19 protein-coding genes are annotated in these 20,119 nt (G+C 72.1%); 6 read left to right on the top strand and 13 right to left on the bottom strand.

Features of this window, described 5'->3' with window-relative positions; all coding sequences use genetic code 11:
• Positions 1-62 precede the first annotated feature (62 nt).
• The 3 genes from nuoH to ACQP2Y_RS04205 all read right to left on the bottom strand — a co-directional run bounded on the left by nuoH (position 63) and on the right by ACQP2Y_RS04205 (position 3,750).
• A complete protein-coding gene (gene nuoH, locus ACQP2Y_RS04215; protein ID WP_433724764.1) occupies positions 63-1,022 on the bottom strand; it encodes an NADH-quinone oxidoreductase subunit NuoH in 960 nt (319 codons plus the stop codon).
• Entirely contained in the window at positions 1,022-2,182 is a 1,161-nt protein-coding gene (locus ACQP2Y_RS04210; protein WP_433724762.1) for an NADH-quinone oxidoreductase subunit C, read from the bottom strand. Before ACQP2Y_RS04210 ends, nuoH begins: the two co-directional genes overlap by 1 nt.
• 131 nt (positions 2,183-2,313) lie before the next feature.
• Entirely contained in the window at positions 2,314-3,750 is a 1,437-nt protein-coding gene (locus tag ACQP2Y_RS04205; RefSeq protein WP_433731739.1) for a peptidoglycan DD-metalloendopeptidase family protein, read from the bottom strand.
• A gap of 200 nt (positions 3,751-3,950) precedes the next feature.
• Between ACQP2Y_RS04205 and ACQP2Y_RS04200 the strand changes: the two genes are divergently transcribed.
• Together ACQP2Y_RS04200 and ACQP2Y_RS04195 are read left to right on the top strand one after the other, a co-directional pair.
• Positions 3,951-4,454 (top strand): RNA polymerase sigma factor, encoded by a 504-nt coding sequence (locus tag ACQP2Y_RS04200; protein WP_433731737.1) that lies wholly within the window; start codon positions 3,951-3,953, stop codon positions 4,452-4,454.
• Positions 4,447-5,439 carry a hypothetical protein gene (locus ACQP2Y_RS04195; protein ID WP_433724760.1) on the top strand — a complete coding sequence of 331 codons (993 nt, stop codon included), beginning with the start codon at positions 4,447-4,449 and terminating at the stop codon, positions 5,437-5,439. Before ACQP2Y_RS04200 ends, ACQP2Y_RS04195 begins: the two co-directional genes overlap by 8 nt.
• Here the strand turns inward: ACQP2Y_RS04195 and ACQP2Y_RS04190 are convergent, their stop codons facing one another.
• From ACQP2Y_RS04190 to ACQP2Y_RS04175, 4 genes are read right to left on the bottom strand one after another with little or no spacing between them, the layout of a single operon-like run.
• Positions 5,440-6,741, bottom strand: a complete 1,302-nt coding sequence (locus tag ACQP2Y_RS04190) for a DUF2252 domain-containing protein (RefSeq protein ID WP_433724758.1) — start codon at positions 6,739-6,741, stop codon at positions 5,440-5,442.
• Between the two features lie 27 nt (positions 6,742-6,768).
• Entirely contained in the window at positions 6,769-7,332 is a 564-nt protein-coding gene (locus ACQP2Y_RS04185; RefSeq protein ID WP_433724756.1) for an NADH-quinone oxidoreductase subunit B, read from the bottom strand.
• A gap of 17 nt (positions 7,333-7,349) precedes the next feature.
• The gene (locus tag ACQP2Y_RS04180) at positions 7,350-8,801 is read right to left on the bottom strand and encodes a pyridoxal phosphate-dependent decarboxylase family protein (RefSeq protein ID WP_433724754.1); all 1,452 of its coding nucleotides are present in this window, start codon (positions 8,799-8,801) and stop codon (positions 7,350-7,352) included.
• A 10-nt stretch (positions 8,802-8,811) separates the two neighbouring features.
• On the bottom strand, positions 8,812-10,119 hold the full coding sequence (locus ACQP2Y_RS04175; protein ID WP_433724752.1) for an MFS transporter: 1,308 nt from the start codon (positions 10,117-10,119) through the stop codon (positions 8,812-8,814).
• Positions 10,120-10,168: 49 nt separating this feature from the next.
• On the opposite strand from ACQP2Y_RS04175, the gene ACQP2Y_RS04170 reads away from it, so the two are divergent.
• Positions 10,169-11,587 carry a gamma-glutamyltransferase gene (locus tag ACQP2Y_RS04170; protein WP_433724750.1) on the top strand — a complete coding sequence of 473 codons (1,419 nt, stop codon included), beginning with the start codon at positions 10,169-10,171 and terminating at the stop codon, positions 11,585-11,587.
• Between the two features lie 6 nt (positions 11,588-11,593).
• On the opposite strand, the gene ACQP2Y_RS04165 is transcribed toward ACQP2Y_RS04170, so the two are convergent.
• Positions 11,594-12,523, bottom strand: a complete 930-nt coding sequence (locus tag ACQP2Y_RS04165; protein ID WP_433724748.1) for an NAD-dependent epimerase/dehydratase family protein — start codon at positions 12,521-12,523, stop codon at positions 11,594-11,596.
• Between the two features lie 102 nt (positions 12,524-12,625).
• Here ACQP2Y_RS04165 and ACQP2Y_RS04160 point away from each other — a divergent pair, with 102 nt between their 5' ends.
• Complete coding sequence (locus tag ACQP2Y_RS04160) at positions 12,626-13,303, top strand: TetR/AcrR family transcriptional regulator (RefSeq protein WP_433724746.1); 678 nt, start codon at positions 12,626-12,628, stop codon at positions 13,301-13,303.
• Here the strand turns inward: ACQP2Y_RS04160 and ACQP2Y_RS04155 are convergent.
• Positions 13,300-14,103 (bottom strand): class I SAM-dependent methyltransferase, encoded by an 804-nt coding sequence (locus tag ACQP2Y_RS04155; RefSeq protein ID WP_433724744.1) that lies wholly within the window; start codon positions 14,101-14,103, stop codon positions 13,300-13,302. The genes ACQP2Y_RS04160 and ACQP2Y_RS04155 overlap by 4 nt on opposite strands.
• Positions 14,103-14,405 (bottom strand): MGMT family protein, encoded by a 303-nt coding sequence (locus tag ACQP2Y_RS04150; protein WP_360829927.1) that lies wholly within the window; start codon positions 14,403-14,405, stop codon positions 14,103-14,105. Before ACQP2Y_RS04150 ends, ACQP2Y_RS04155 begins: the two co-directional genes overlap by 1 nt.
• A 60-nt stretch (positions 14,406-14,465) precedes the next feature.
• On the opposite strand from ACQP2Y_RS04150, the gene proB reads away from it, so the two are divergent.
• Both proB and ACQP2Y_RS04140 read left to right on the top strand, forming a co-directional pair.
• Entirely contained in the window at positions 14,466-15,578 is a 1,113-nt protein-coding gene (gene proB / locus ACQP2Y_RS04145; RefSeq protein ID WP_433724741.1) for a glutamate 5-kinase, read from the top strand.
• A gap of 85 nt (positions 15,579-15,663) precedes the next feature.
• On the top strand, positions 15,664-16,902 hold the full coding sequence (locus tag ACQP2Y_RS04140; protein ID WP_360829466.1) for a glutamate-5-semialdehyde dehydrogenase: 1,239 nt from the start codon (positions 15,664-15,666) through the stop codon (positions 16,900-16,902).
• 9 nt (positions 16,903-16,911) lie between these two features.
• Here ACQP2Y_RS04140 and ACQP2Y_RS04135 read toward each other — a convergent pair whose 3' ends face one another.
• The 3 genes from ACQP2Y_RS04135 to ACQP2Y_RS04125 form a co-directional block, all read right to left on the bottom strand.
• Positions 16,912-17,739 (bottom strand): prenyltransferase/squalene oxidase repeat-containing protein, encoded by an 828-nt coding sequence (locus ACQP2Y_RS04135; RefSeq protein WP_433724739.1) that lies wholly within the window; start codon positions 17,737-17,739, stop codon positions 16,912-16,914.
• Between the two features lie 216 nt (positions 17,740-17,955).
• The gene (moeZ, locus tag ACQP2Y_RS04130; protein ID WP_433724737.1) at positions 17,956-19,206 is read right to left on the bottom strand and encodes an adenylyltransferase/sulfurtransferase MoeZ; all 1,251 of its coding nucleotides are present in this window, start codon (positions 19,204-19,206) and stop codon (positions 17,956-17,958) included.
• Between the two features lie 44 nt (positions 19,207-19,250).
• On the bottom strand, positions 19,251-20,081 hold the full coding sequence (locus ACQP2Y_RS04125) for a DUF3152 domain-containing protein (RefSeq protein ID WP_433724735.1): 831 nt from the start codon (positions 20,079-20,081) through the stop codon (positions 19,251-19,253).
• Positions 20,082-20,119 lie beyond the last annotated feature (38 nt).

Below are 20,119 nucleotides of genomic sequence, written 5' to 3'. Positions count from 1 at the left end.
GGAGACGGCCCGCCGGGACGAGCCGGCCAGCCACCCAACCGGGGGTGGGGCCAGCCCCACCCCTACAGTGCGAGTTTCACCACCGCGGTCAGCACGAGCTGGGCCAACGCCACCGGGACCAGCACCAGCCAGCACAGCCGCTGCAGCTGGTCCTCGCGCAGCCGCGGATAGCTGACCCGCAGCCAGATGACCACGAAGGACACCGCGAACACCTTCACCAGCGTCCACAGCCAGCCGAAGTGGGCCGGGTCCGGGCCGTGCCAGCCCCCCAGGAACAGCACGGTGGTCAGGGCCGCGATGACGACGATGCCGACGTACTCGGCGAGCAGGAAGAACGCGAAACGCAGCCCGGAATACTCGGTCATGTAGCCGAAGACCAGCTCCGAGTCGGCGATCGGCATGTCGAACGGCGGCCGGCGGATCTCGGCCAGCCCGGAGATGAAGAAGACCAGCGCGGCCGGCGCCTGCCAGATCAACCACCACGGGGACCAGGCCTCGACGATGCCGGGCAGGCTCAGCGTGCCCGCGGCCATCGCGACACTCGCGGCCGACAGCACCAGCGGCAGCTCGTAACCGAGCAGCTGGGCCGCGCCGCGCAGGCCGCCGAGCAGGCTGTACTTGTTCGCCGACGCCCACGCCGACATCAGGACGGCGACCACACCGACGCCGAGGACGGCGAGAACGAAGAACAACCCGATGTCCATCGGCTGGGCGACCAGGCCGCCGGGCCCGAGCGGGATGGCCAGCAGGACGATGAGGTACGGGAACAGCGCCACGATCGGGGCCAGCTGGAACACCCGGCGGTCGGCGTCACGCGGGGTGATGTCCTCCTTCTGCACGAACTTGACACCGTCGGCGATGAGTTGCGCCCAGCCGTGGAAGGCGCCCGCGTACATCGGGCCGAGCCGGCTCTGCATGTGGGCCATGACCTTGTGTTCCATCTGGCCGACGACCAGCGGCACCACCAGGAACGCGGCGACCACGGCGACGACCCGGACTCCCAGATCGAGCCAGAGCGGCATCAGGCGTCCTTCCCGTCACTGGTCTCCGGCGCGGTCCCCGTCTCCGGCGGCGTGCCGGGGGTCTCCGGAGGCGGCGTGGCATCCGCGGCGGCCTTTGCCGCACCGGCCTGGTCGGCGGCCTCGGCTGCGTCGGCCTGGCCGGCACCGATCGTCTCAGCCGGTCCGGCCGCTGCGGGATCCACGGTGGGTGGTGCTGCGTGTCCGGGCGCTGCCTGCCCGCCGGGTCCGGGCGGCGCCTGCTCCCCGGTCTCGTCCTGGACCGCCTGCGGGGCCGTTCCCGACTCGGTCGCCGGAGCTGCCCGGCGTTCCGGCCGGGCCGGACGGTCGCCTGCCGGGCGGGCCGGACGGTCTCCCGCCGGGCGGGCCGGACGGTCTCCCGCCGGGCGGGCCGGACGGTCTCCCGCCGGGCGGGCCGGACGGTCTCCCGCCGGGCGGGCCGGACGGTCTCCCGCCGGGCGGGCCGGGCGGTCTCCGCCGGGGACGGCTCCGCCCGCGCGCACGGGCCGGTCGCCCGGGGCGCGACGGGCCGGGGTCTCCGGCGGCGGGACCTTGCCCTTCATCGGACCCCACTCGTTCGGATCAGGTACGCCCGGCGGCCGCATCGGGGCCCGCTTGGCCGTGCCCGCCTCCGACTCCCCCGGCTCCTTCGCGCCCGGCCAGGCCTTGGCCACCCGGGACGCCAGCACGAACTCCTTGCGCAGCGGGTTGCCCTCGAAGCCCGGCGGCAGCAGCAGCGGCCGCAGGTCCGGGTGGCGGGTGAAGCCGATCCCGAACATCTCGTGGGTCTCCCGCTCGTGCCACGCCGCGCCCGGGAACAGGTCGATCACCGATTCGACCACCGGGTTGTCCCGGGTCACCCGGGCGCGCAGCAGCAGCCCGTACTTGCGGCGGGTGGACCACAGGTGCGCGACGACCGTGAAGCCCTCGTCCAGCTCGTCGACCGCTGACAGCCAGTCGAAGAAGTCGCAGCCCAGCGCGCCGGGGTCGCGGGCGGCGCCGACCGCGGTCCACCACAGCGCGGCCGGCACGTCGATCACGGCCCGCTCGTGGCCGGGACCGCCACCGGAGACTCCGGCGACGATCGTGCCCTCGGCGGGGGCGTCGTCCGCGTCTGCCGTCAGCAGGGCGATCATCCGCTCGCCGACCTCTTCGGGGGTCATGCCGCACATCCTATGATCCGGCCTGGTTCCGTTCCCGGCCCGCGCCCGGAAAGCCGCGGCCGGCAAACAGACGCTGGGTGAGACGCCGGTGGATCGACGGCGTCTCACCCAGCTGAGCTCAATGAGCTCGGTCAGTCCTGTCCGCCGCCGAAGAACGTCGCGTCCCCGAAGGTGAACACTCCGCCGTCCCTGGCGACCATCCAGTAGCCGGCGCCGGTGGTGGTCGAGGCGATGCCGACCATCGGCGCGTTCAGCGGCTTGCCGCCCATGCTGCCGTAGAACGGCGCGTCACCGAAAGCGAAGATCCCGCCGTCAGCCGCCACCAGCCGGTACCCCTTGCCGTTCGCGGTGGGCGTGATGCCGACCATCGGCGCGTTCAGCGGCTTGCCGCCCATGCTGCCGTAGAACGGCGCGTCACCGAAGGCGAAGATGCCGCCGTCAGCCGCCACCATCCAGTAGCCCTTGCCGGACGGGGTCGCCGCCAGGCCGACCACCGGGGCGTTCAGCGGCTTGCCACCCATGCTGCCGTAGAACTGCGCATCACCGAACGCGAAGATCCCGCCGTCGCGGGCCACCGTCCAGTACCCGCGCCCGGTCGCCGTCGGCGTGATGCCGACCATCGCGGCGTTCAGCGGCTTGCCACCCATGCTGCCGTAGAACTGCGCATCACCGAACGCGAAGATGCCACCGTCCTTCGCGACAAGCCAGTAGCCCTTGCCGGACGGGGTCGCCGCGATACCGACCACTGGCGCGGCGAGTGGCTTGCCGCCCATGCTGCCGTAGAACTGGGCGTCACCGTATGAGAAGACGCCGCCGTCCGCGGCCGCGAGCCAGTAGCCCTGTCCGGCAGCCGTCCGGGCGATCGCGACGTCCGGTGGTGCCGCCGCCGGGCCGCCGTTGCCCAGTCCGGCGAACGCATAGCTGATCGCCGCGCCGGCAGACACCCGGGAGTTGCGGGCGGTCGCCGGGGCGAAGGAGACCGACGAGCCGTTCTGCCGGATCTCGAAGTGCAGGTGGGCACCCGTGGTGCAAGTGCCCGTGTTGCCGGAGACCGCGATCTTCTGCCCCTGGCTGACCTGCTGGCCGACGCCGACCGAGAAGCTGCTCAGGTGCAGATAACGGGACTGGTAACCGTAGGCGTGCGCAATATAAATGGTCTGCCCGCCGCAGGAGTCCTTGAAGGCGTTGGTGACCTTTCCGTCGTAGGTGGCATAGACCGGCGAGCCCGTCGGCGCGCCGACGTCGACGCCCTGATGGCTATGGCCCGTGCGCTTGTCACCGACAATTCCGGTAATGGGACCGGAGGTGGGCCAGTTCATGTGCGCATTGTCAGCCAGGGCCGGCGAGGCCACTGCGGCCAGCATCGACGCGGCGAGAGCAGCGACGGTCGCAGCGGCCCGGGCCACGGTGGCAGGTCGTCGGGAAATGGTCGGCAAAACAAACTCCTCAGTGGCACGCAAAAACCCCGGACACCGCAGAACCTTAATTGGAATTCGCGGCTTCGGGCAGCTCCTGAAAGAGCGACAGCCGTTGTGTGCGCCCGTGTCGACGAACGGAACAATGCGCATCACCGGCGGGCGGGCACCGTACCCCGGACGGTCTAATCCTCTTGAGTGATCTTGGGAGTCGCCGGTTGTCCGGGGCAACGACCCACGCCGATCTGTGGCAGGGTGCGCCGCAACCCATCGCCCCGGTGGCACGTGTAGTGCCCGTGACAGCGCAGGCAATCACCCTGGGCGCCAGATCCCGACCGGAGACGCCAGCAGCCGTGCCCGACGACCCGCCGACCTTCGACGAGGTGTACGCCGTGCACTTCGGGGATCTGACTGTCCAGCTCTACGCCTACTTCGGGGACCGCCAGGAGGCGCAGGACGTCGTTCAGGAAGCCTTCTGCCGCGCCTACAGCCGGTGGAAGACAGTAAGCCGGTACGACGACCCGGTGGCCTGGATCCGGCGGGTGGCCTGGAATCTGGCCGTCAGCCGCTGGCGCCGTTCCCGTACGGCGCTGAACTTCCTGCGCAAACAGCGGCGCGACGAGGCTCAGCTCGATGGGCCCGGCCCGGACCGGGTAGCGCTGGTCGCCGCCCTGGCCACGTTGCCGGCCACCCATCGGCGGGCCGTGGTGCTGCGGCACCTGGCCGACCTGAGCGTCGCCGAGATCGCCGACCGGGAGGGCGTCGCCGAGGGCACGGTCAAGTCCTGGCTGCACCGGGGCCGGGCCGCACTCGCCGTCCAGCTCGGCGCCGATTCCGCGGAGGTGCACGGTGGCTGAGAAATTCGAGGACCTCTTCGCGGAGTTCCGCGCCGACACCGTGTGGCAGGTACGGCCGCCCGGGGCTGATCGCGTACGCCGTACCGTGCGACGCCGCCGCACCGCCACCGCAGCCTTTGCCGGTGTCCTGCTTCTGGCGCTGAGCGGCACCGTGGCCCTGCTCGGTTTCCCGTCCCGGCCCACCACCCCCGCCAACCGTGACTCGCTGACGCAGGCCGAGCTGGACCGCCTCACCGGCGTGGCGGACCGGGCGGTGACGGCCGGTAATCCCGGGGCCGCCGTGTTCTCCCGCCGGGGACCGGTCGCCGGCATCATGTCCGCGACCCAGCAGATCTATCTGGGCGAGATCGATCTGCAGATCGCCTGCGCGGGCACCGGTTCGGTGACCCTGCTGGTCCGGGGCAGGCCCGGCAGCGAGAGCGGTTCGACCGCACCGGTGGAGGTGGCCCGGATCACCGCCCGGTGCTCGGCCGCGCCGGTGCCCGCGGGCACCACCTTCGTGCTGGGCCAGTTCATCGACATCACGGTCGAGCTGGTGGACGCCGAGAGCGCGCGCGGGCGGGCGGGCTTCGCCTACCGGGCGACCAGCGACACCGGCCAGCCCGCGGCCCGGAGCGAGGCGAACAATCCGAACGGCGTCCTGCCCCAGGACCTGCCGCCGGGCTCGGGCTGGGGCGGTGGTGGCGAGGTGGGGGGCCGGCGGATCCACGTCGACTGGCAACGGCTGGACGGCGACTTCCGGCTGGCTGTGGCCTGCGCCGGCACCGGCACGTTGCGGATCCGGCTCCGGCAGGCCCGCAGCGCCGCCGATCCGGAGGGCACGGTGCTCGCGACGAAGACCTGGACGGCGCCGTGCCAGTATCCGCCGCGGCGGCAGGACCTCGTTGTCGGTGTCATCCGCAACCGGCAGGTCGATCTGTCGCTGAGCTACGAGAGCACGTCACCGGCGCCCGGGGACGCCGCGTACCAGTTCCTGCCGCGCTGATCAGAGACCGGGGAGGCGGCCGTTGCGGAACAGGTCGACGAAGTCCTGGTGGTCCTCGCGGGCCTGGTCGCCGTACTGGTGGGCGAAGTTGACCAGCAGCGTGAGGAAGCCCGCCTCGTCCTTGTCGACCGCGGCCACGATGGCCTCCTCGGTGGAGAAGTCGACCAGGTCGTGGCTGGACTCGTCGTCGGCCACCGAGTGCATCCGGGCCACCGCGCGGCCCAGGTCGGCGACGACACCGCTGAGCTCCTCGGACTCGTTCACGTCGGCCCAGTCCAGGTCGGCCGCGTACGGCGACACCTCGGCGACGAGCTGGCCGACGCCGTTGAGCTCGGTGTAGCCCAGCCACGGGTCGGCGTGCGCCTGCAGGGCCCGCTGCGACTCGGCCGTGCGGTGTCCCTGGTGCCGGAAGTAGGACCGGACCCGCTCGTCGTCGATCCACCGGGCGACGGCCGGCACCTGGGCCTGCTTCATGTAGATGATGACGTCGTTCTCCAGCGCCTGGGTGTGCCCCTCCAGCAGCAGGTTGTACGACGGCAGACCGGCCGAGCCGATGCCCACGCCCTTGCGCAGCTTGATGTCCTTGATCCCGGTGGAGATGCCGTGACCGTGCGAGGGCAGCGTGTCCAGATAGTCGGAGAAGGCGGCCCGGACGGTGGCGGCGGTCGGCTCGTCCACGTCGTAGACGCCGTCGCCGAGGGAGAAGCGCCGCTCGTAATCGTCGATCGTGGTCTGCCCCGCCAGCAGGTCGACCCGGGTGTTGAGCCGGGCCTCCTGGAGCACCCGCCGCAGCACCCCGTCGGCGTTGTCCAGGGTGATCGAGCCGATCGCGTCGTCGCCACCGGCTGCGATCGCCCGCAGTTCGGTCAGGTAGCCCCGGGCGAACGCGCCGACGAGGTCGCTGATGACCCTGTCGGACAGGGCCTTGCTGTAGCCGATCAGGGCCACGCTGGCGCAGAACCGCTTGAGGTCCCAGATGAACGGGCCGACGTACGCCTCGTCGAAGTCGTTGACGTTGAAGACGAGCTGGCCGGACGAGTTCATGTAGGTGCCGAAGTTCTCCGCGTGCAGGTCGCCGTGGATCCACACCCGGCTGGTCCGCTCGTCGAGGAACGCGTCGTCGCGGTAGGCACCGGTCTGGTCGGCGTAGAACAGCGAGGCGCTGCCCCGGTAGAACGCGAACGGCGACGCGGCCATCTTGCGGAACTTGCGCCGGAAGGCAGCCGGGTCCAGCGCCATCAGGTCGCCGAACTCCCTGGTCAATACGTCGATGATGAAGTCCGCCCGGGACTGCTCGCTCATGATGGGCAGACTAGCTGGACCGCACCATCAAACGGGGCGCTTGACCGTCGGCGCGGTCAGCGAGCCGGCGTCCCGGGGTCGCGCCGGGGGCGGGCCCGGGACCAGCGGGTCGGGCCGTGACACCCCGCCGGGGCCGGACTGCTCGGCGGCGATCTGCTCCTGCAGGCGCAGGATGCCGTGCAGCAGCGCCTCCGGCCGCGGCGGGCAGCCGGGCACGTAGACGTCGACGGGGATGAGCTGGTCGACGCCCTTGGTCACCGAGTACGAGTCCCAGTACGGCCCGCCGCAGTTGGAGCAGGAGCCGAACGAGATCACGTACTTGGGCTCGGGCATCTGGTCGTACAGCCGGCGGATCGCGGGGGCCATCTTGTCGGTGACCGTGCCGGAGACCACCATCAGGTCGGCCTGGCGCGGGCCGTGCGCGAACGGGATCACGCCGAGCCGCATGAAGTCGTGCCGGCCCATGCTGGTCGCGATGAACTCGATCGCGCAGCAGGCCAGGCCGAAGTTGAAGACCCACAGCGAGTAGCGACGACCCCAGTTCAGCACAAACTTGATGGGATCCCCGAGGACTCCTGGCAAGGCGGACACAGTCGTCAACCTACCCCTCACCACGCGGGACGCTGGAGCTGGCTCAGGAAGCCGGCCAGCAGAGCCTCGCGCAGGGCGGGCGGGGCCACGTTCAGCAGCGAGTTGACCGCGGCCATGCTCTTACCGATGTCCTCGCCCAGCCCGAGGCCGGCGGCCAGCCCCTCGATCAGCTCCGGCGTCACCATCTGCGGGGTCAGCGCGCCGGCGGCCTCGAGCAACGCGGGCGGCAGCTCGACCGGGCCGCGGGCGCGGGTCGCGGCCACCGCGGCGGCGAGGTCGGGCTCGAACTCGGCGGCGGTCCCGGCGACCGCGGCGGTCACCGTGAGGTGGATGGTCGCGGGCAGCTCCGCGTACGCGAGCTGAGGCTGGGTGTGCCAGCCCCGCGCGGCCAGCTCGTCGGCGAGCACGAAAAGGTCGACGTCCGGCTCGGCGGCCAGGCACACGACGGTGGTCTCGGGCGGGGCGAACAGGCGAACGCCGGCAGTGGCCTCGACCGCAGCGGCGAGCACGGCGACCGCGTCCCGGGTATGCCCGGCCAGGCGCAGGTAACCGTCGTCGCCCAGGTGCCGCAGCGTGGCCAGGGCCGCCGCGATCGGGCCGCCGGACCGGGTGGACGAGATCACCGGGTTGACCATCGTGTAGCCGGGCCAGTCCGCGTACGCGAAGAACTGCGGCAGCCGCAGGCCCGCGTCCCGGTGCAGCAGCACGGAGACGCCCTTCGGCGCGTACGCGTATTTGTGCAGGTCGACCGAGATGCTGGTGACGCCGGGCACGGTGAAGTCGAAGGCCGGCAGGCCGGCGCCGAGCCGCCGCAGGTAGGGCAGCACCCAGCCACCGAAGCACGCGTCGACGTGGAACCGCACGCCGCGCTCGGCGGCCAGGGCGGCGAGCTCGGTGATCGGGTCGACGACACCGTGCGCGTAGCTCGGCGCCGAGGCCACCACCAGCACCGTCTCCGGCCCGATCGCCGCTGCCGTGGCGGCGGGGTCGGCGCGCAGGTCCGGACCGACCGGCACGACATCAAGAGCGACCCGCAGGTAGTGCGCCGCCTTGGCGAACGCGGCGTGCGCGGTGGACGGGACCACCAGCCGCGGCCGCTCGATCTCCGGATGCGCGTCCCGGGCCGCCTTCACGGCCAGGATCAGCGACTCGGTGCCGCCGCTCGTGACGCTGCCGACCACCTCCGGCGCGTCCGTGCCGGGGCCACCGCCGAGCAGCCTGCCGGCCGCGGCGACCAGCGCGTTCTCCATCGCCAGCAGCGACGGGAAGGCGGTCGGGTCCAGGCCGTTGACGTGCGCGGAGATCGCGTACGCGGCCCGGGCGAGCTCGTCGAGCCCGGCGACGGCCGGGTCATAGACATAGGCGAACAGCCGCCCGCCGTGCGTGGGCAGGTCCGCGGCCCGCAACTCACGCAACTCGGCAAGCACCTGCTCACCCGGAACGCCGGTGCCCGGCAACGCCTCGATCATGGCCCCCACGCTAATCCTGGTAGCGGCGCAGCAGGGCGACCGCCGCCCCGACCAGCAGGGCCGGGACCACGGTGAAGCCCAGCAGGACGCCGAGGCGGGCCGTCGGGTCCTGGGCCGCCGCCTCGCCGGTCGACGACGACGCGTAGCCGAAGAGCTGCAGGATCAGCGCGTAGATGCCCGGGCCCAGGGCCAGGCCCAGCGTCTCCCCCGCGGTCCACAATCCGGTGAACACGCCGGCCTGACGGCGCCCGGTGCGGACGGTGTCGCGCTCGATCAGGTCGGGAAGCATCGCCAGGGCGAAGACCTGCTGGCCGGCGTACCCGCAGCCGATCAGGGCCACGACCAGGTAGATCACCACCGCGGGCAGCGTGGGTGAGGCCAGCAGGACCAGGGCACCGGTCGCGAAGAGCAGGGAGGCGGCGATCAGGCCGCGGAGCTTGCCGTGGCGGGCGCCGACCCGGCTCCACAGCGGCATGACCAGCAGCGCCGGGCCGACGAAGGCGGCGAACAGGAAGGTCGCGCCGGACTTCTGGCCGATGACGTGGTCGGCGAAGTACTGCACGCCGGCGAGCATCGTGCCGATGCCGGCCGCCTGGATCACGTAGCAGAGCAGCAGGGAGCGGAACGACGCGTTGGCCGCCGCGATCCGCAACTGGGCGCGCAGGCTCGGCTCCTGGTCGGCTGCGGTGCGGGACTCCGCTGTGCGCGTACCGAAAAAGGCACCCAGGGTGCCCACGACGATGAGCGCGCCGACGAACGCGCCGGACCATCGGTGGCCGGTCAGGCCGCCGCCGCCCAGGTCGACGACCAGCGGGGCCAGCGCGCCGGAGATCAGGATGGCCAGGGCCAGGACCGCGACCCGCCAGGTCATCAGGCGGGTGCGCTCGGCCCGGCCGGAGGTCAGCTCGGCCGGCATGGCGACGTAGGGCACCTGGAAGAACGCGAACGCGGTGGCCGCGGCCAGGAAGGCGACCGCGACGTAGGCGCCCGCCGCCGCGCCGGCGGCGAACGGCCCGGCGAAGATGGCCGCGAACAGCACGCCCAGTGCCAGGCCGGCGCCGAGCAGGAAGCCGCGCCGGTCACCGCTGCGGTCGGAGATCCGGCCCGCGACCGGGTTCACCAGCACGTCCCAGGCCTTCGGCAGCAGCACCAGCAGTCCCGCCACGCCGGCCGCGACGCCGAGCGTGTCGGTCAGATAGGGCAGCAGGAGCAAACCGGGCACTGTCCCGAAAGGTCCGGTCACCAGTGAGCCCAGCGAATATCCGGCGACGACGCGGCGGGAGAGCCGTACGTCGTGCGAGGGACCGGCGACCGTCATGGACGCGGATGGTAACCATCGGTGGGCCGCTGCGCCTACGCTTCGCCGAATGGAGATTTCCGCACCGCCGTCCCGGGTCGCCGCCGGGGTCGCAGCGAGCCATCCCGCGACGGCCGAGGCCGGCCTGCGGGTGCTGCGCGCCGGAGGTACGGCCGCCGATGCCGCCGTCGCCGCCGTGCTCGCCACCTGTGTCGCCGAGACGGTCTACACCGGGCTGGGCGGGGGCGGTTTCGCCACCTACTTCGACGCCGCCACCGGCTCGGTGACCTGCCTGGACTTCTTCGTCTCGGTGCCCGGCACGGACGGCGACCGGGTGGCCGGGCCGATGCTCGCGGTCGACGTGTTCTTCGGCGGGGTGCCGCAGGTGTACTCGATCGGCGGGGCCAGCGTGGCCGTGCCGGGTGTGCCGGTCGGCTGCGGCGAGGTGCACCGGCGCTGGGGCCGGCTGCCCTGGGCGGAACTGGTCGCGCCGGCGTTGGAACTGGCCCGCGCCGGGGTCCCGCTGCCGGCCGCCCACTCCCGGACTCTCGAATCCTGCGCCCCGGCGCTGGCCCACGGCGAGGGTGCGGCCATCTACGCACCGCAGGGCAAGCTGCTGCAGGGCGGGGACCTGCTCTTCCACCCCGGGCTGGCGACGGCGATGGCGGTGCTCGCGGCCGAGGGGCCCGGGCTGTTCCACACCGGTTCCTACGCGCCGCTGCTGGTCGAGACGGTCCGCGCGGCCGGCGGGGCGCTCGGCCCGCGCGACCTGGCCGACTACCGGGTGCTGGAGACGCCGGTCGATCGGGCCACGCTCGCCGGGCACCAGGTCCGGGCCCGGCACGATCTCAACCGGACCGTCGACACCATCGCGGCTCTGCCCCCGGACCTGGCCGTGCTGCCCCGGCCGGCCCGCGCGGTGGCGGTGGCCGCGGCCCTGCGTGACCGGGGGCGGCAGAAGATCGGCGACACCACCAACGTCTCGGTGGTCGACCGCGACGGCAACGCCTGCGTGATCACCACGACGATGGGGCTGGGCGCCGCGGTGTGGCTGCCCGGGCTGGGCGTCAACCTCAACTCCATGCTCGGCGAGGGTGAGCTGATCACCGAGGACCTCGGGCCCGGCGTACGGATGTCCTCCAACATGTGCCCGCTGGTGGTCATCGACGACGAGGGCGCGCTGGCGGTCGCGGCCGGCTCGGCGGGTGCCTCAAGGATCCGTACGGCGCTGGTCGACACGCTGCTCGGGGTGCTGGTCGACGGGGTGGACATGCCCACCGCGATCGCCCGGCCGCGCTTCCACGTCGTGGACGACACGGTCCACGCCGAGCCGGGCTATCCGCGCGACGAGCTGGCCGCGCTGGCCGGGGCGGGCTGGCGGATCAATGAATGGCCGGAGCTGAACCACTACTTCGGCGGCGTCACGGCGGTGGGTGTCGGCGGTGCGGCCGGCGACCCCCGCCGCGACGGCGTCGGGTTGCTGCTCTGACCGGCGTCACATCGTGCGGGCCAGGGTGGCCTCCGAGTGGGCCGCGACCTCGGCCAGCGACACGTCCAGGTCGGTGGCGGTGAGGCCGAAGGTGCGCTCGGTCAGCGCGCTGTCCATGATGAACGGCGCGTAGAACTGGTAGTCCATCTCGGCCAGCTCGCGGGCCATCGGCACCGCCAGGCCCGCGGTGCGCATCACGAAGCGGGGCAGCTGCCGGATCGCGACGGGCCTGGTGCCGGTCAGCGTGAAGTAGCGGTCGGCCAGGGCGCGGACGCTGATCGCCGGGACGGACGGCACGTGCCACGCCCGGCCGTACGCCCGGTCGTCGGCGGCCAGCGCCACCAGGGCCCGGGCCATGTCGCCGGTGTAGGTGAAGGTGTGCGGCGCGTCGACGTCGCCCGGCATCCACGCCGTCCGGCCCTTGGCGATCGCCGGCAGCAGCACCTGGGAGAAGATCGACGACGCACCGGCCCCGATGTAGTCGGACCCGCGGACCTCGACCGTGCGGACCCCGCCGGCCAGGGCGTCCTGCCACATCTTGATCCGCACCCGGCCCTTGCGACCGGTCGCGGCCAGCGGGCTGTCCTCGGTCATCCGGCCGCCGGGGACCGGGCCGTAGACGTACAGGTTGCCGGTGATGGCGAGGACCGCGCCGGTGCGCTGGGCGGCGGTCAGCATGGCTCCGGCCAGCGGCGGCCAGAGCGCCTCCCACCGGGTGTACGTCGGGTTGGCGCAGTTGTAGAGGGCAACCGCGTCGCGGGTGAGCTCGGTGAGCCGGTCCGCGTCGGTGGCGTCGGCGGCGATCCGCTCGATCAGCGGGTGCGCGGGGCCGGTGCCGCTGCGGGTGACGACGCGTACGGACTCGCCGCGCTCGGCGAGCAGGCGGGCCACCGAGGAACCGACCGGGCCGGAACCGACGATCACGTGCCTCGACATTGCGATCTCCTTTGTGAGCACTGCTCTCCGTTGAGAACAACAATCTCACTCCATCCCTACCTTGGCAAGAGCAGTGCTCTCTTTTGTGGCAGACTTGCCGGCATGACCGCCGCATCGATCCGGGCCCGCGTACGCGCCGAGATGACCGACGAGATCAAAGCTGTGGCCCGGAGACACCTCGCCACCGACGGGGCGAACCTGTCGCTGCGCGCGGTCGCCCGGGACCTGGGCATGGCCTCGTCCGCCGTCTACCGCTACTTCGCCAGCCGGGACGAGCTGCTCACGGCCATGATCATCGACGCGTACGACGCCCTGGGCGCTACCGCCGAGGCAGCGGTGAGCGGCAGCGGCTTCACCGACCGGTTCCTGAGCGTGTGTCACTCGGTCCGGGACTGGGCGCTGGCCAATCCGCACGAGTGGGCGCTGATCTACGGCAGCCCGGTCCCGGGCTACCAGGCGCCCCGCGACACGGTCGGCCCGGCCATCCGGGTCATCCTCGTGATCGGCCGGATCGTGGGCGAGGCGTCCGCCGCGGGCGAGGCCGCAGCCGGCGAGCCGATCACCGGCAAGCTCGGCGACGACCTGGCGTACGTGGCCGAGCAGGCCGCACCGGGCACCCCGCCGCAGCTGGTCGCCCGGGCCATCGGAGCCTGGATCCACCTCTGCGGCGCGGTCAGTGCAGAGCTCTTCGGGCGGCTCAACAACACGATCGAGGCCCGCCGCGAGTTCTTCGAGCTCCAGATGCGCGGCGCCGCGGCCATGATCAGCCGCCCGCTCTAACGCCGCCGGGCGTGGATCACGTGACCACCCGGGGTGTCCGGCGGCACGTCGGGACGGCCGAACCAGCGGGCCGCCAGCTGGGCCGGCCCCAGGTCCTCCAGCTCGTCGAAGCCACGCCCGCGCAGTTCGGCGGCCAGCTCGTCCGGCAGGAAGTACGTCCGCCAGGGCTCACCGATGCTCGCGACCCGGGCCGCGCGCGCCTCGAGGGCGGCCTGCCGCTCGGGTGACATCGACGTGGGCGGCATCGCGTAGTCGAACACGACCTGGGACCTCGGCGTGGCCGCGATTAGCGAGAGCGTCTCGTCGAAGCCCGCGCGACTCAGATACGGCACCACCCCCAGCCACAGGAAGAACGCCGCCTCCTCCGGAACTAGCCGGTCGGCGAGCGACTCCCGTTCGAAGTCCACCGGTAGGTACGTCAGCGACTCCGGCACCGTGATGCCCGCCACGGCCAGCCGTTCCCGCTTGAACGCCTGGGTGTCCGGGTGGTCGACCTCGACGACCCGCAGCTCCGGCCACGGGTTGCGGTACGCGAACGTGTCCAGCCCCGCGCCCAGCACGACAACCTGACGGGTGCCGCCACGCACCGCCGCGGCCAGAGCGTCCTCGGCGAACCGGGTGCGGGCGGCGATGAACAGGCGCATCGCCCGGCGGCCCGGCGCCTCCTCGGCGTCCGGCGGCACCCCGAGGATGCGTACGGCCAGCGGGTCGGTGAAGATCTCGCCGCCCTCGATGAGCTGGTGGGCCGCCCGGTAACGGGCCGCGCTGAACGCGGTGCGGCTCGGCTGTCCGGTCTCCATCAGGGCGTCCAGCTCGCTCGGGCCATGTCCACGTACTCCCCCTTCAGCGGCACGCCCTCGCTGAGCAGCCGTTGCCGTGCCTCCTGCTCGTGCCCGGGCGGCATCCGGCCGGCGCTGGTGACGACCCGGTGCCAGGGCACGCCGCCGCCGTGCCGGGCCATGATCGTGCCGACCTGCCGCGCCGAGTTGCGACCCGAGATGTCCGCGAGCGCGTCCGCGACAGCCCCGTAGGACATGACGTGACCCTCCGGGATGCTCTCCACGAGCCGGAGGACCTCTTCGACGTACTCCTGCGGTGTCACCGACGCCACGATATGGGATCTCCGCTCGGTGCCGCAGGGCCTGGCGCGCAGAATGGGCGGGTGCGGGAACAGGTGACGGGTGCGCGACGGATCGTGGTCAAGGTGGGCTCGTCCTCGCTGACCACGGCGGCCGGCGGGATAGACGAGCAGCGGGTGGACGCCCTCGTCGACGCCATCGGCGGTCTCGCCACGCAGGGCCGGGAAATGGTGCTGGTCTCCAGCGGCGCCATCGCCGCCGGCCTGGCCCCGCTGAAACTGCGCCGGCGTCCGCGCGACCTGGCCACCCAGCAGGCCGCGGCGTCCGTGGGCCAAGGGCTGCTGATCGGACGGTACGCGGCCGGCTTCGCCCGGCACGGGCTGACCGTGGGACAGATCCTGCTCACCGTCGACGACGTCACCCGGCGCGCGCACTACCGCAATGCGTACCGGACGCTCCGCAAGCTGCTCGACCTCGGCGCCCTGCCGATCGTCAACGAGAACGACACGGTGGCCACCGAGGAGATCCGTTTCGGTGACAACGACCGGCTGGCCGCCCTGGTGGCCGCCCTCGTCCAGGCCGATCTGCTGGTGCTGCTCTCCGACGTGGACGCGCTCTACACCGGTGACCCGGCGTCGCCGGCCGCCCGCCGCATCACGGTGGTCCGCGACGAGGCCGACCTGGCCGACGTCTCGGTCGGCACGGCCGGCCGGTCCGGCGTCGGCACCGGCGGGATGGTGACCAAGGTCGAGGCGGCCCGGATCGCCACCGGCTTCGGCATCCCGGTGGTGCTGACCGCCGCGTCGCTGGCCGCCGCCGCCCTGTCCGGCGACGAGGTGGGCACGCTGTTCTACGCGGTCGAGCACCGCCCGGCGGCCCGGCTGTTCTGGCTGGCCCACGCCACGTCGCCGCGCGGGCGTCTGCACCTGGACCCGGGCGCGGTGACCGCGGTCGTGGCCCGGCGGAAGTCACTGCTGCCGGCCGGGATCACCGCAGTGGACGGTTCCTTCGTCTCCGGCGACCCGGTGGACCTGGTGGACGCGGGCTCCGGCACGTCGGTCGCCCGCGGCCTGGTCAACTACGACGCGGTCGAGCTGCCGGCGCTGCTGGGCCGTTCGACCCCGGAGCTGGCCGCCGCGCTGGGTCCCGGCTACGAACGCGAGGTCGTCCACCGCGACGACCTCGTGCTGCTGTGAGCGCTCAGGGACATGACTTAGCGGGCCCGACGGTGCAGGATTGAGCGGTCGCCGTCCGTCACGGCGCAACGAACGAGGAGTCTTCATGACTGTGCTTCAGCAGGCCGCCGAGGCCCGGGTGGCCGGCATCGAGCTGGCCGCCGCCACCCGCGCCGAGAAGGACGCCGCGCTGCTGCTGATGGCGGACCGGCTGGTCGAGCGCACCGAGGACATCGTCGCCGCCAACGCGGTGGACGTGCAGAACGCCCGTACCGGTGGGCTGTCCGAGGCCATGATCGACCGGCTGACGCTGACCGCCGAGCGGGTCGCCGCGATGGCCGACGGCCTGCGGCAGCTGGCCGCCCTGCCCGACCCGGTCGGCGACGTGGTGCGCGGCTCGACCCTGGCCAACGGCCTGGAGCTGCGTCAGGTCCGGGTGCCGTTCGGCGTGGTCGGCATCATCTACGAGGGCCGGCCCAACGTGACGGCGGACGCGGCGGGCATCTGCCTGAAGTCCGGCAACGCGGTGCTGCTGCGCGGTTCCGGCTCGGCGCAGAGCTCGAACGCGGCGATCGTCTCGGTGCTGCGCAAGGCCGTCGCCGACGCGCACCTGCCGGCCAACACCATCCAGCTGCTCGACGCCACGACCCGCGACTCGGTCAAGGAGCTGATGCGCGCCCGCGGCCTGGTCGACGTGCTGATCCCGCGCGGCGGCGCCTCGCTGATCAAGACCGTGGTGGAGGAGTCGACGGTCCCGGTGATCGAGACCGGCGTCGGCAACTGCCACGTGTACGTCGACGAGGGTGCGGACCTGGAGAAGGCCCTCGGCGTGGTGCTCAACTCGAAGACCCAGCGGCTGTCCACCTGCAACACGGCGGAGTCGCTGCTGGTGCACTCCGCGCTGGCCGAGTCGTTCCTGCCGCTGGTGATCGAGGAGCTGGTGGCGGCCGGCGTGACCGTGCACGGCGACCCCCGGGTGGCCGGCTTCGAGGGCGTGGTGCCGGCGACGTCGGAGGACTGGGGCAAGGAATACCTGTCGGCGGACATCGCCGTCGCGGTGGTCGACTCCCTGGACGACGCGCTGGACCACATCCGCCGCTACGGCACCGGCCACACCGAGGCGATCGTGACCGAGAGCCTGGTGGCGGCCCGGCGCTTCGCGGCCCGGGTGGACGCGGCCGCCGTGATGATCAACGCCTCGACCCGTTTCACCGACGGCGGCGAGTTCGGCTTCGGCGCGGAGATCGGCATCAGCACCCAGAAGCTGCACGCCCGCGGCCCGATGGGCCTGCCCGAGCTGACCTCGACCAAGTACATCGTCACGGGCAACGGCCACACCCGCTGACGCGGAGGCTCAGCGCCGGGCGGTGGACCAGGTCCGGCACGCGCGGATGGCGGTCAGCGTGGTGTTCACGTCGAACAGCGGCCCTTCGTCGCTGTCCCAGCCGCCGTCCGTGCGCTGCGTCTCGCTCAGCCGCTTGCGGGCGCTCTGCAACAGCCAGTCGTCACCGAGATTGACCCGGCGCAGGGCGGCCGCCATGTTCGCCGCGTCCGCCGGGGACATGTCGGGCAGCCGGTCGCCGAGCACCAGCTGCACCCGCGCCGACTCGTAGAAGAACTGCTGCTCGTGCAGCAGCCCGGCGGCGTGCCAGCCGGTCGCCAGGAAGGACGGCCAGGTGCCGTCCGGGCGCAGCTGGGCGACCACGAACCGGGCGGCGGCCTGCAGCGTCGCGGCATAGCGGGCCGGGGCCTCGTGGTGCGGGTGCGCCTCGACCTCGGCGACGGTGAGCCAGAAGCCGGCCACCGCCGTCAGGTAGAGGGTCGCCTCCGGGTCACCGGGCATCGCCCAGGCCGGCGCCTCGGCGGCCAGCGACTCGTCCTCCTGCCAGGTGCCGTCCTGGCGCTGGACGGAGGCCAGCCAGGCCAGCGCGCGCTCGACCGGGGGCCCGTGCAGCCCACCGAGGTCGTCGAGCTCGGCCAGGCGGAAGCAGGTGGCGTCGACCGAGGGCACGGAACCGTCCCCGGCCGCGGGCCAGCCGCCCGCCGGGGTCTGCTCGATCTCGATCCGTTCCAGCGCCGAGGCCGGCGGCGGCGTGCCCGTACGCAGGTAGGACAACCGGGCCCGTTCCACCGGGTCGCCGTGCGCTACGACGTATCCGATCGCCGCATCGATGTCGACCACGACGGTGACGCTACAGCTCGACCCCTCGTTCCGCTGCGGTGTCTCGGTAACTGTCTAATAGGTCCGCTCCGTCCGCCTTGGTCACATTCAATTGACGCAGAGTGACCGTCAGGAGGAGTAACCGCAGGCCCCGATCCGGTTTCCGTGACGCGGCGTATACAGAGCGACGGCCGCCGACCCCGGGAGGGATCGACGGCCGTCACGCTGACGGATGACTCAGTACGACGGGAGAGACGGGTCCACGGTGTTGACCCAGGACACGATGCCGCCCTGGACGTGCACGGCGTCCTTGAACCCGGCCGCCTTCAGCGCGGCGAGCGCCTCGGCCGAGCGGACACCCGACTTGCAGTGCAGCACGATCTGCCGGTCCTGCGGGAAGCGCGCCAGCGCCTCACCGGACAGGATGTCGCCCTTGGGGATCAGGGTCGCCCCCGGGATGCTGACGATCTCGTACTCGGCGGGCTCGCGGACGTCGACCAGGAACATGTCCTTGCCGGAGTCCTGCCATTCCTTGAGCTCGCGCGCCGTGATCGTCGCGTTGAGGGTGGCCTCCTGCGCCTCCTCGGAGACCGCGCCGCAGAAGTCGTCGTAGTCCTCGAGCAGGTCGGTGACGGTCGGATTCTCCCCGCAGAGCGCGCAGTTCGGGTCCTTGCGCACCTTGATCTTGCGGTATTCCATCTCCAGGGCGTCGTAGACCATCAGCTTGCCGACCAGCGGCTCACCGATGCCGGTGATCAGCTTGATCGCCTCGTTGACCTGGATGGAACCGATCGACGCGCATAGCACGCCCAGCACGCCACCCTCGGCGCAGGACGGAACCATGCCGGGCGGGGGCGGCTCCGGGTAGAGGCAGCGGTAGCAGGGACCGTGCTCCTCCCAGAACACCGACGCCTGGCCGTCGAAGCGGTAGATCGAACCCCAGACGTACGGCTTGCCGAGCAGGACCGCCGCGTCGTTGACCATGTAACGGGTCGCGAAGTTGTCGGTGCCGTCGACGATCAGGTCGTACTGGCTGAAGATCTCCTTGACGTTGTCGCGGTCCAGCGCGGTGTTGTGGATGACCACGTTCACCAGCGGGTTGATCTCCCGGATGCTGTCCGCGGCGGACTCGGCCTTGGGCCGGCCCAGGTCGGACATGCCGTGGATGATCTGGCGCTGGAGATTGGACTCGTCGACGGTGTCGAAGTCGATGATGCCGAGCGTGCCCACCCCGGCGGCGGCCAGGTAGAGCAGGGCGGGAGAGCCGAGACCACCCGCGCCGACGGCCAGGACCTTGGCGTTCTTCAGCCGCTTCTGCCCGTCCATCCCGACGTCGGGGATGATCAGGTGACGCGAGTAGCGGCGGATCTCGTCGATGCTCAGCTCGGCGGCCGGCTCGACGAGCGGGGGCAGTGACACGGTGAACTCCCCGGGATCGACGGTAAGGATCGGACCCCATTGTTGCTCGTTGGCTGCCGGAATGGACATGACGTGGAACACCGGCCCGACATGCGGGACGGGGGAATGCGGGATCAGTCGACGGGGTTACCGGCGTACCGTTCGCCGTCCACGTACGGCCAGGGGTTGGCCACGCACCCCTTGAGCCCGTAGGTCTGCTGCATCATGACCGGCGCGAGCTTCCCCTCGCCGGGACAGAGCTCATGACCATGGCCCAGCTGATGGCCGACCTCATGGTTGATCGCGTACGCCCGGTACGCCGCCAGCGGTGCACCGTAGCCGGGCACCGCAGCCTGCCAGCGGTCGTTGTTGATGACCACCTGACCGGGCAGCCGGCACGAGGTGAAGCCCTCGGTACGCAGGCCGCCGTCGGCGCACATCTTCTCGGAGGTGGCCGCCGAGGCCAGATAGACGGTGAACTCGGCGGCGGCCGGGGCAGGCACCCGCTGCAGCCGGAACTGCCGCCCGGCGATCCAGCTCCGCGGATCACCCAATATCCGATCGATCTCCTCGGCGAAGTTCCCGCCGTCACCGGACGCGAGCCGCTTCTCCACCGCCACCTTGAACCGCCGCAACGTCCCGGAGCTGCCGAGCACGGGCCCGTAGCCACCGGCGAAGGCGAACCTGGCCGCGGTCGGCCTGCTCGGCGCCTGGTCGGCGGCGTCGGGCGGCTCCTCAGCACGCGCGGGAGTGGTCACCGCGGCAGCTACCGGCTTCTGCCGATCGGCGGCCGGCGGCGGTGGGGCGGGGGCCGGCACAGCACCGGCGTCGGCGGTCTCGTCACGCATGGCCTGGCCTATCACGAGGACGATGACGGTGAGGAGCAGGAAGAACAGGACGACAGCACGGCGGCGGCGCGCCAGCATCCTGGCGGCCGGCGTGGAGTAGCGAGGCGCGATGGGCATGACAGGTGCCACGTTGCCAGAGGCAGTGGCCCGTCACA

It is taken from the genome of Actinoplanes sp. CA-051413 (genome assembly GCF_050955795.1).
Classification (GTDB): Bacteria; Actinomycetota; Actinomycetes; order Mycobacteriales; family Micromonosporaceae; genus Actinoplanes.
Note: the sequence above shows the minus strand (reverse complement) of the source record. Positions and strands in the feature narration are given on the sequence as shown.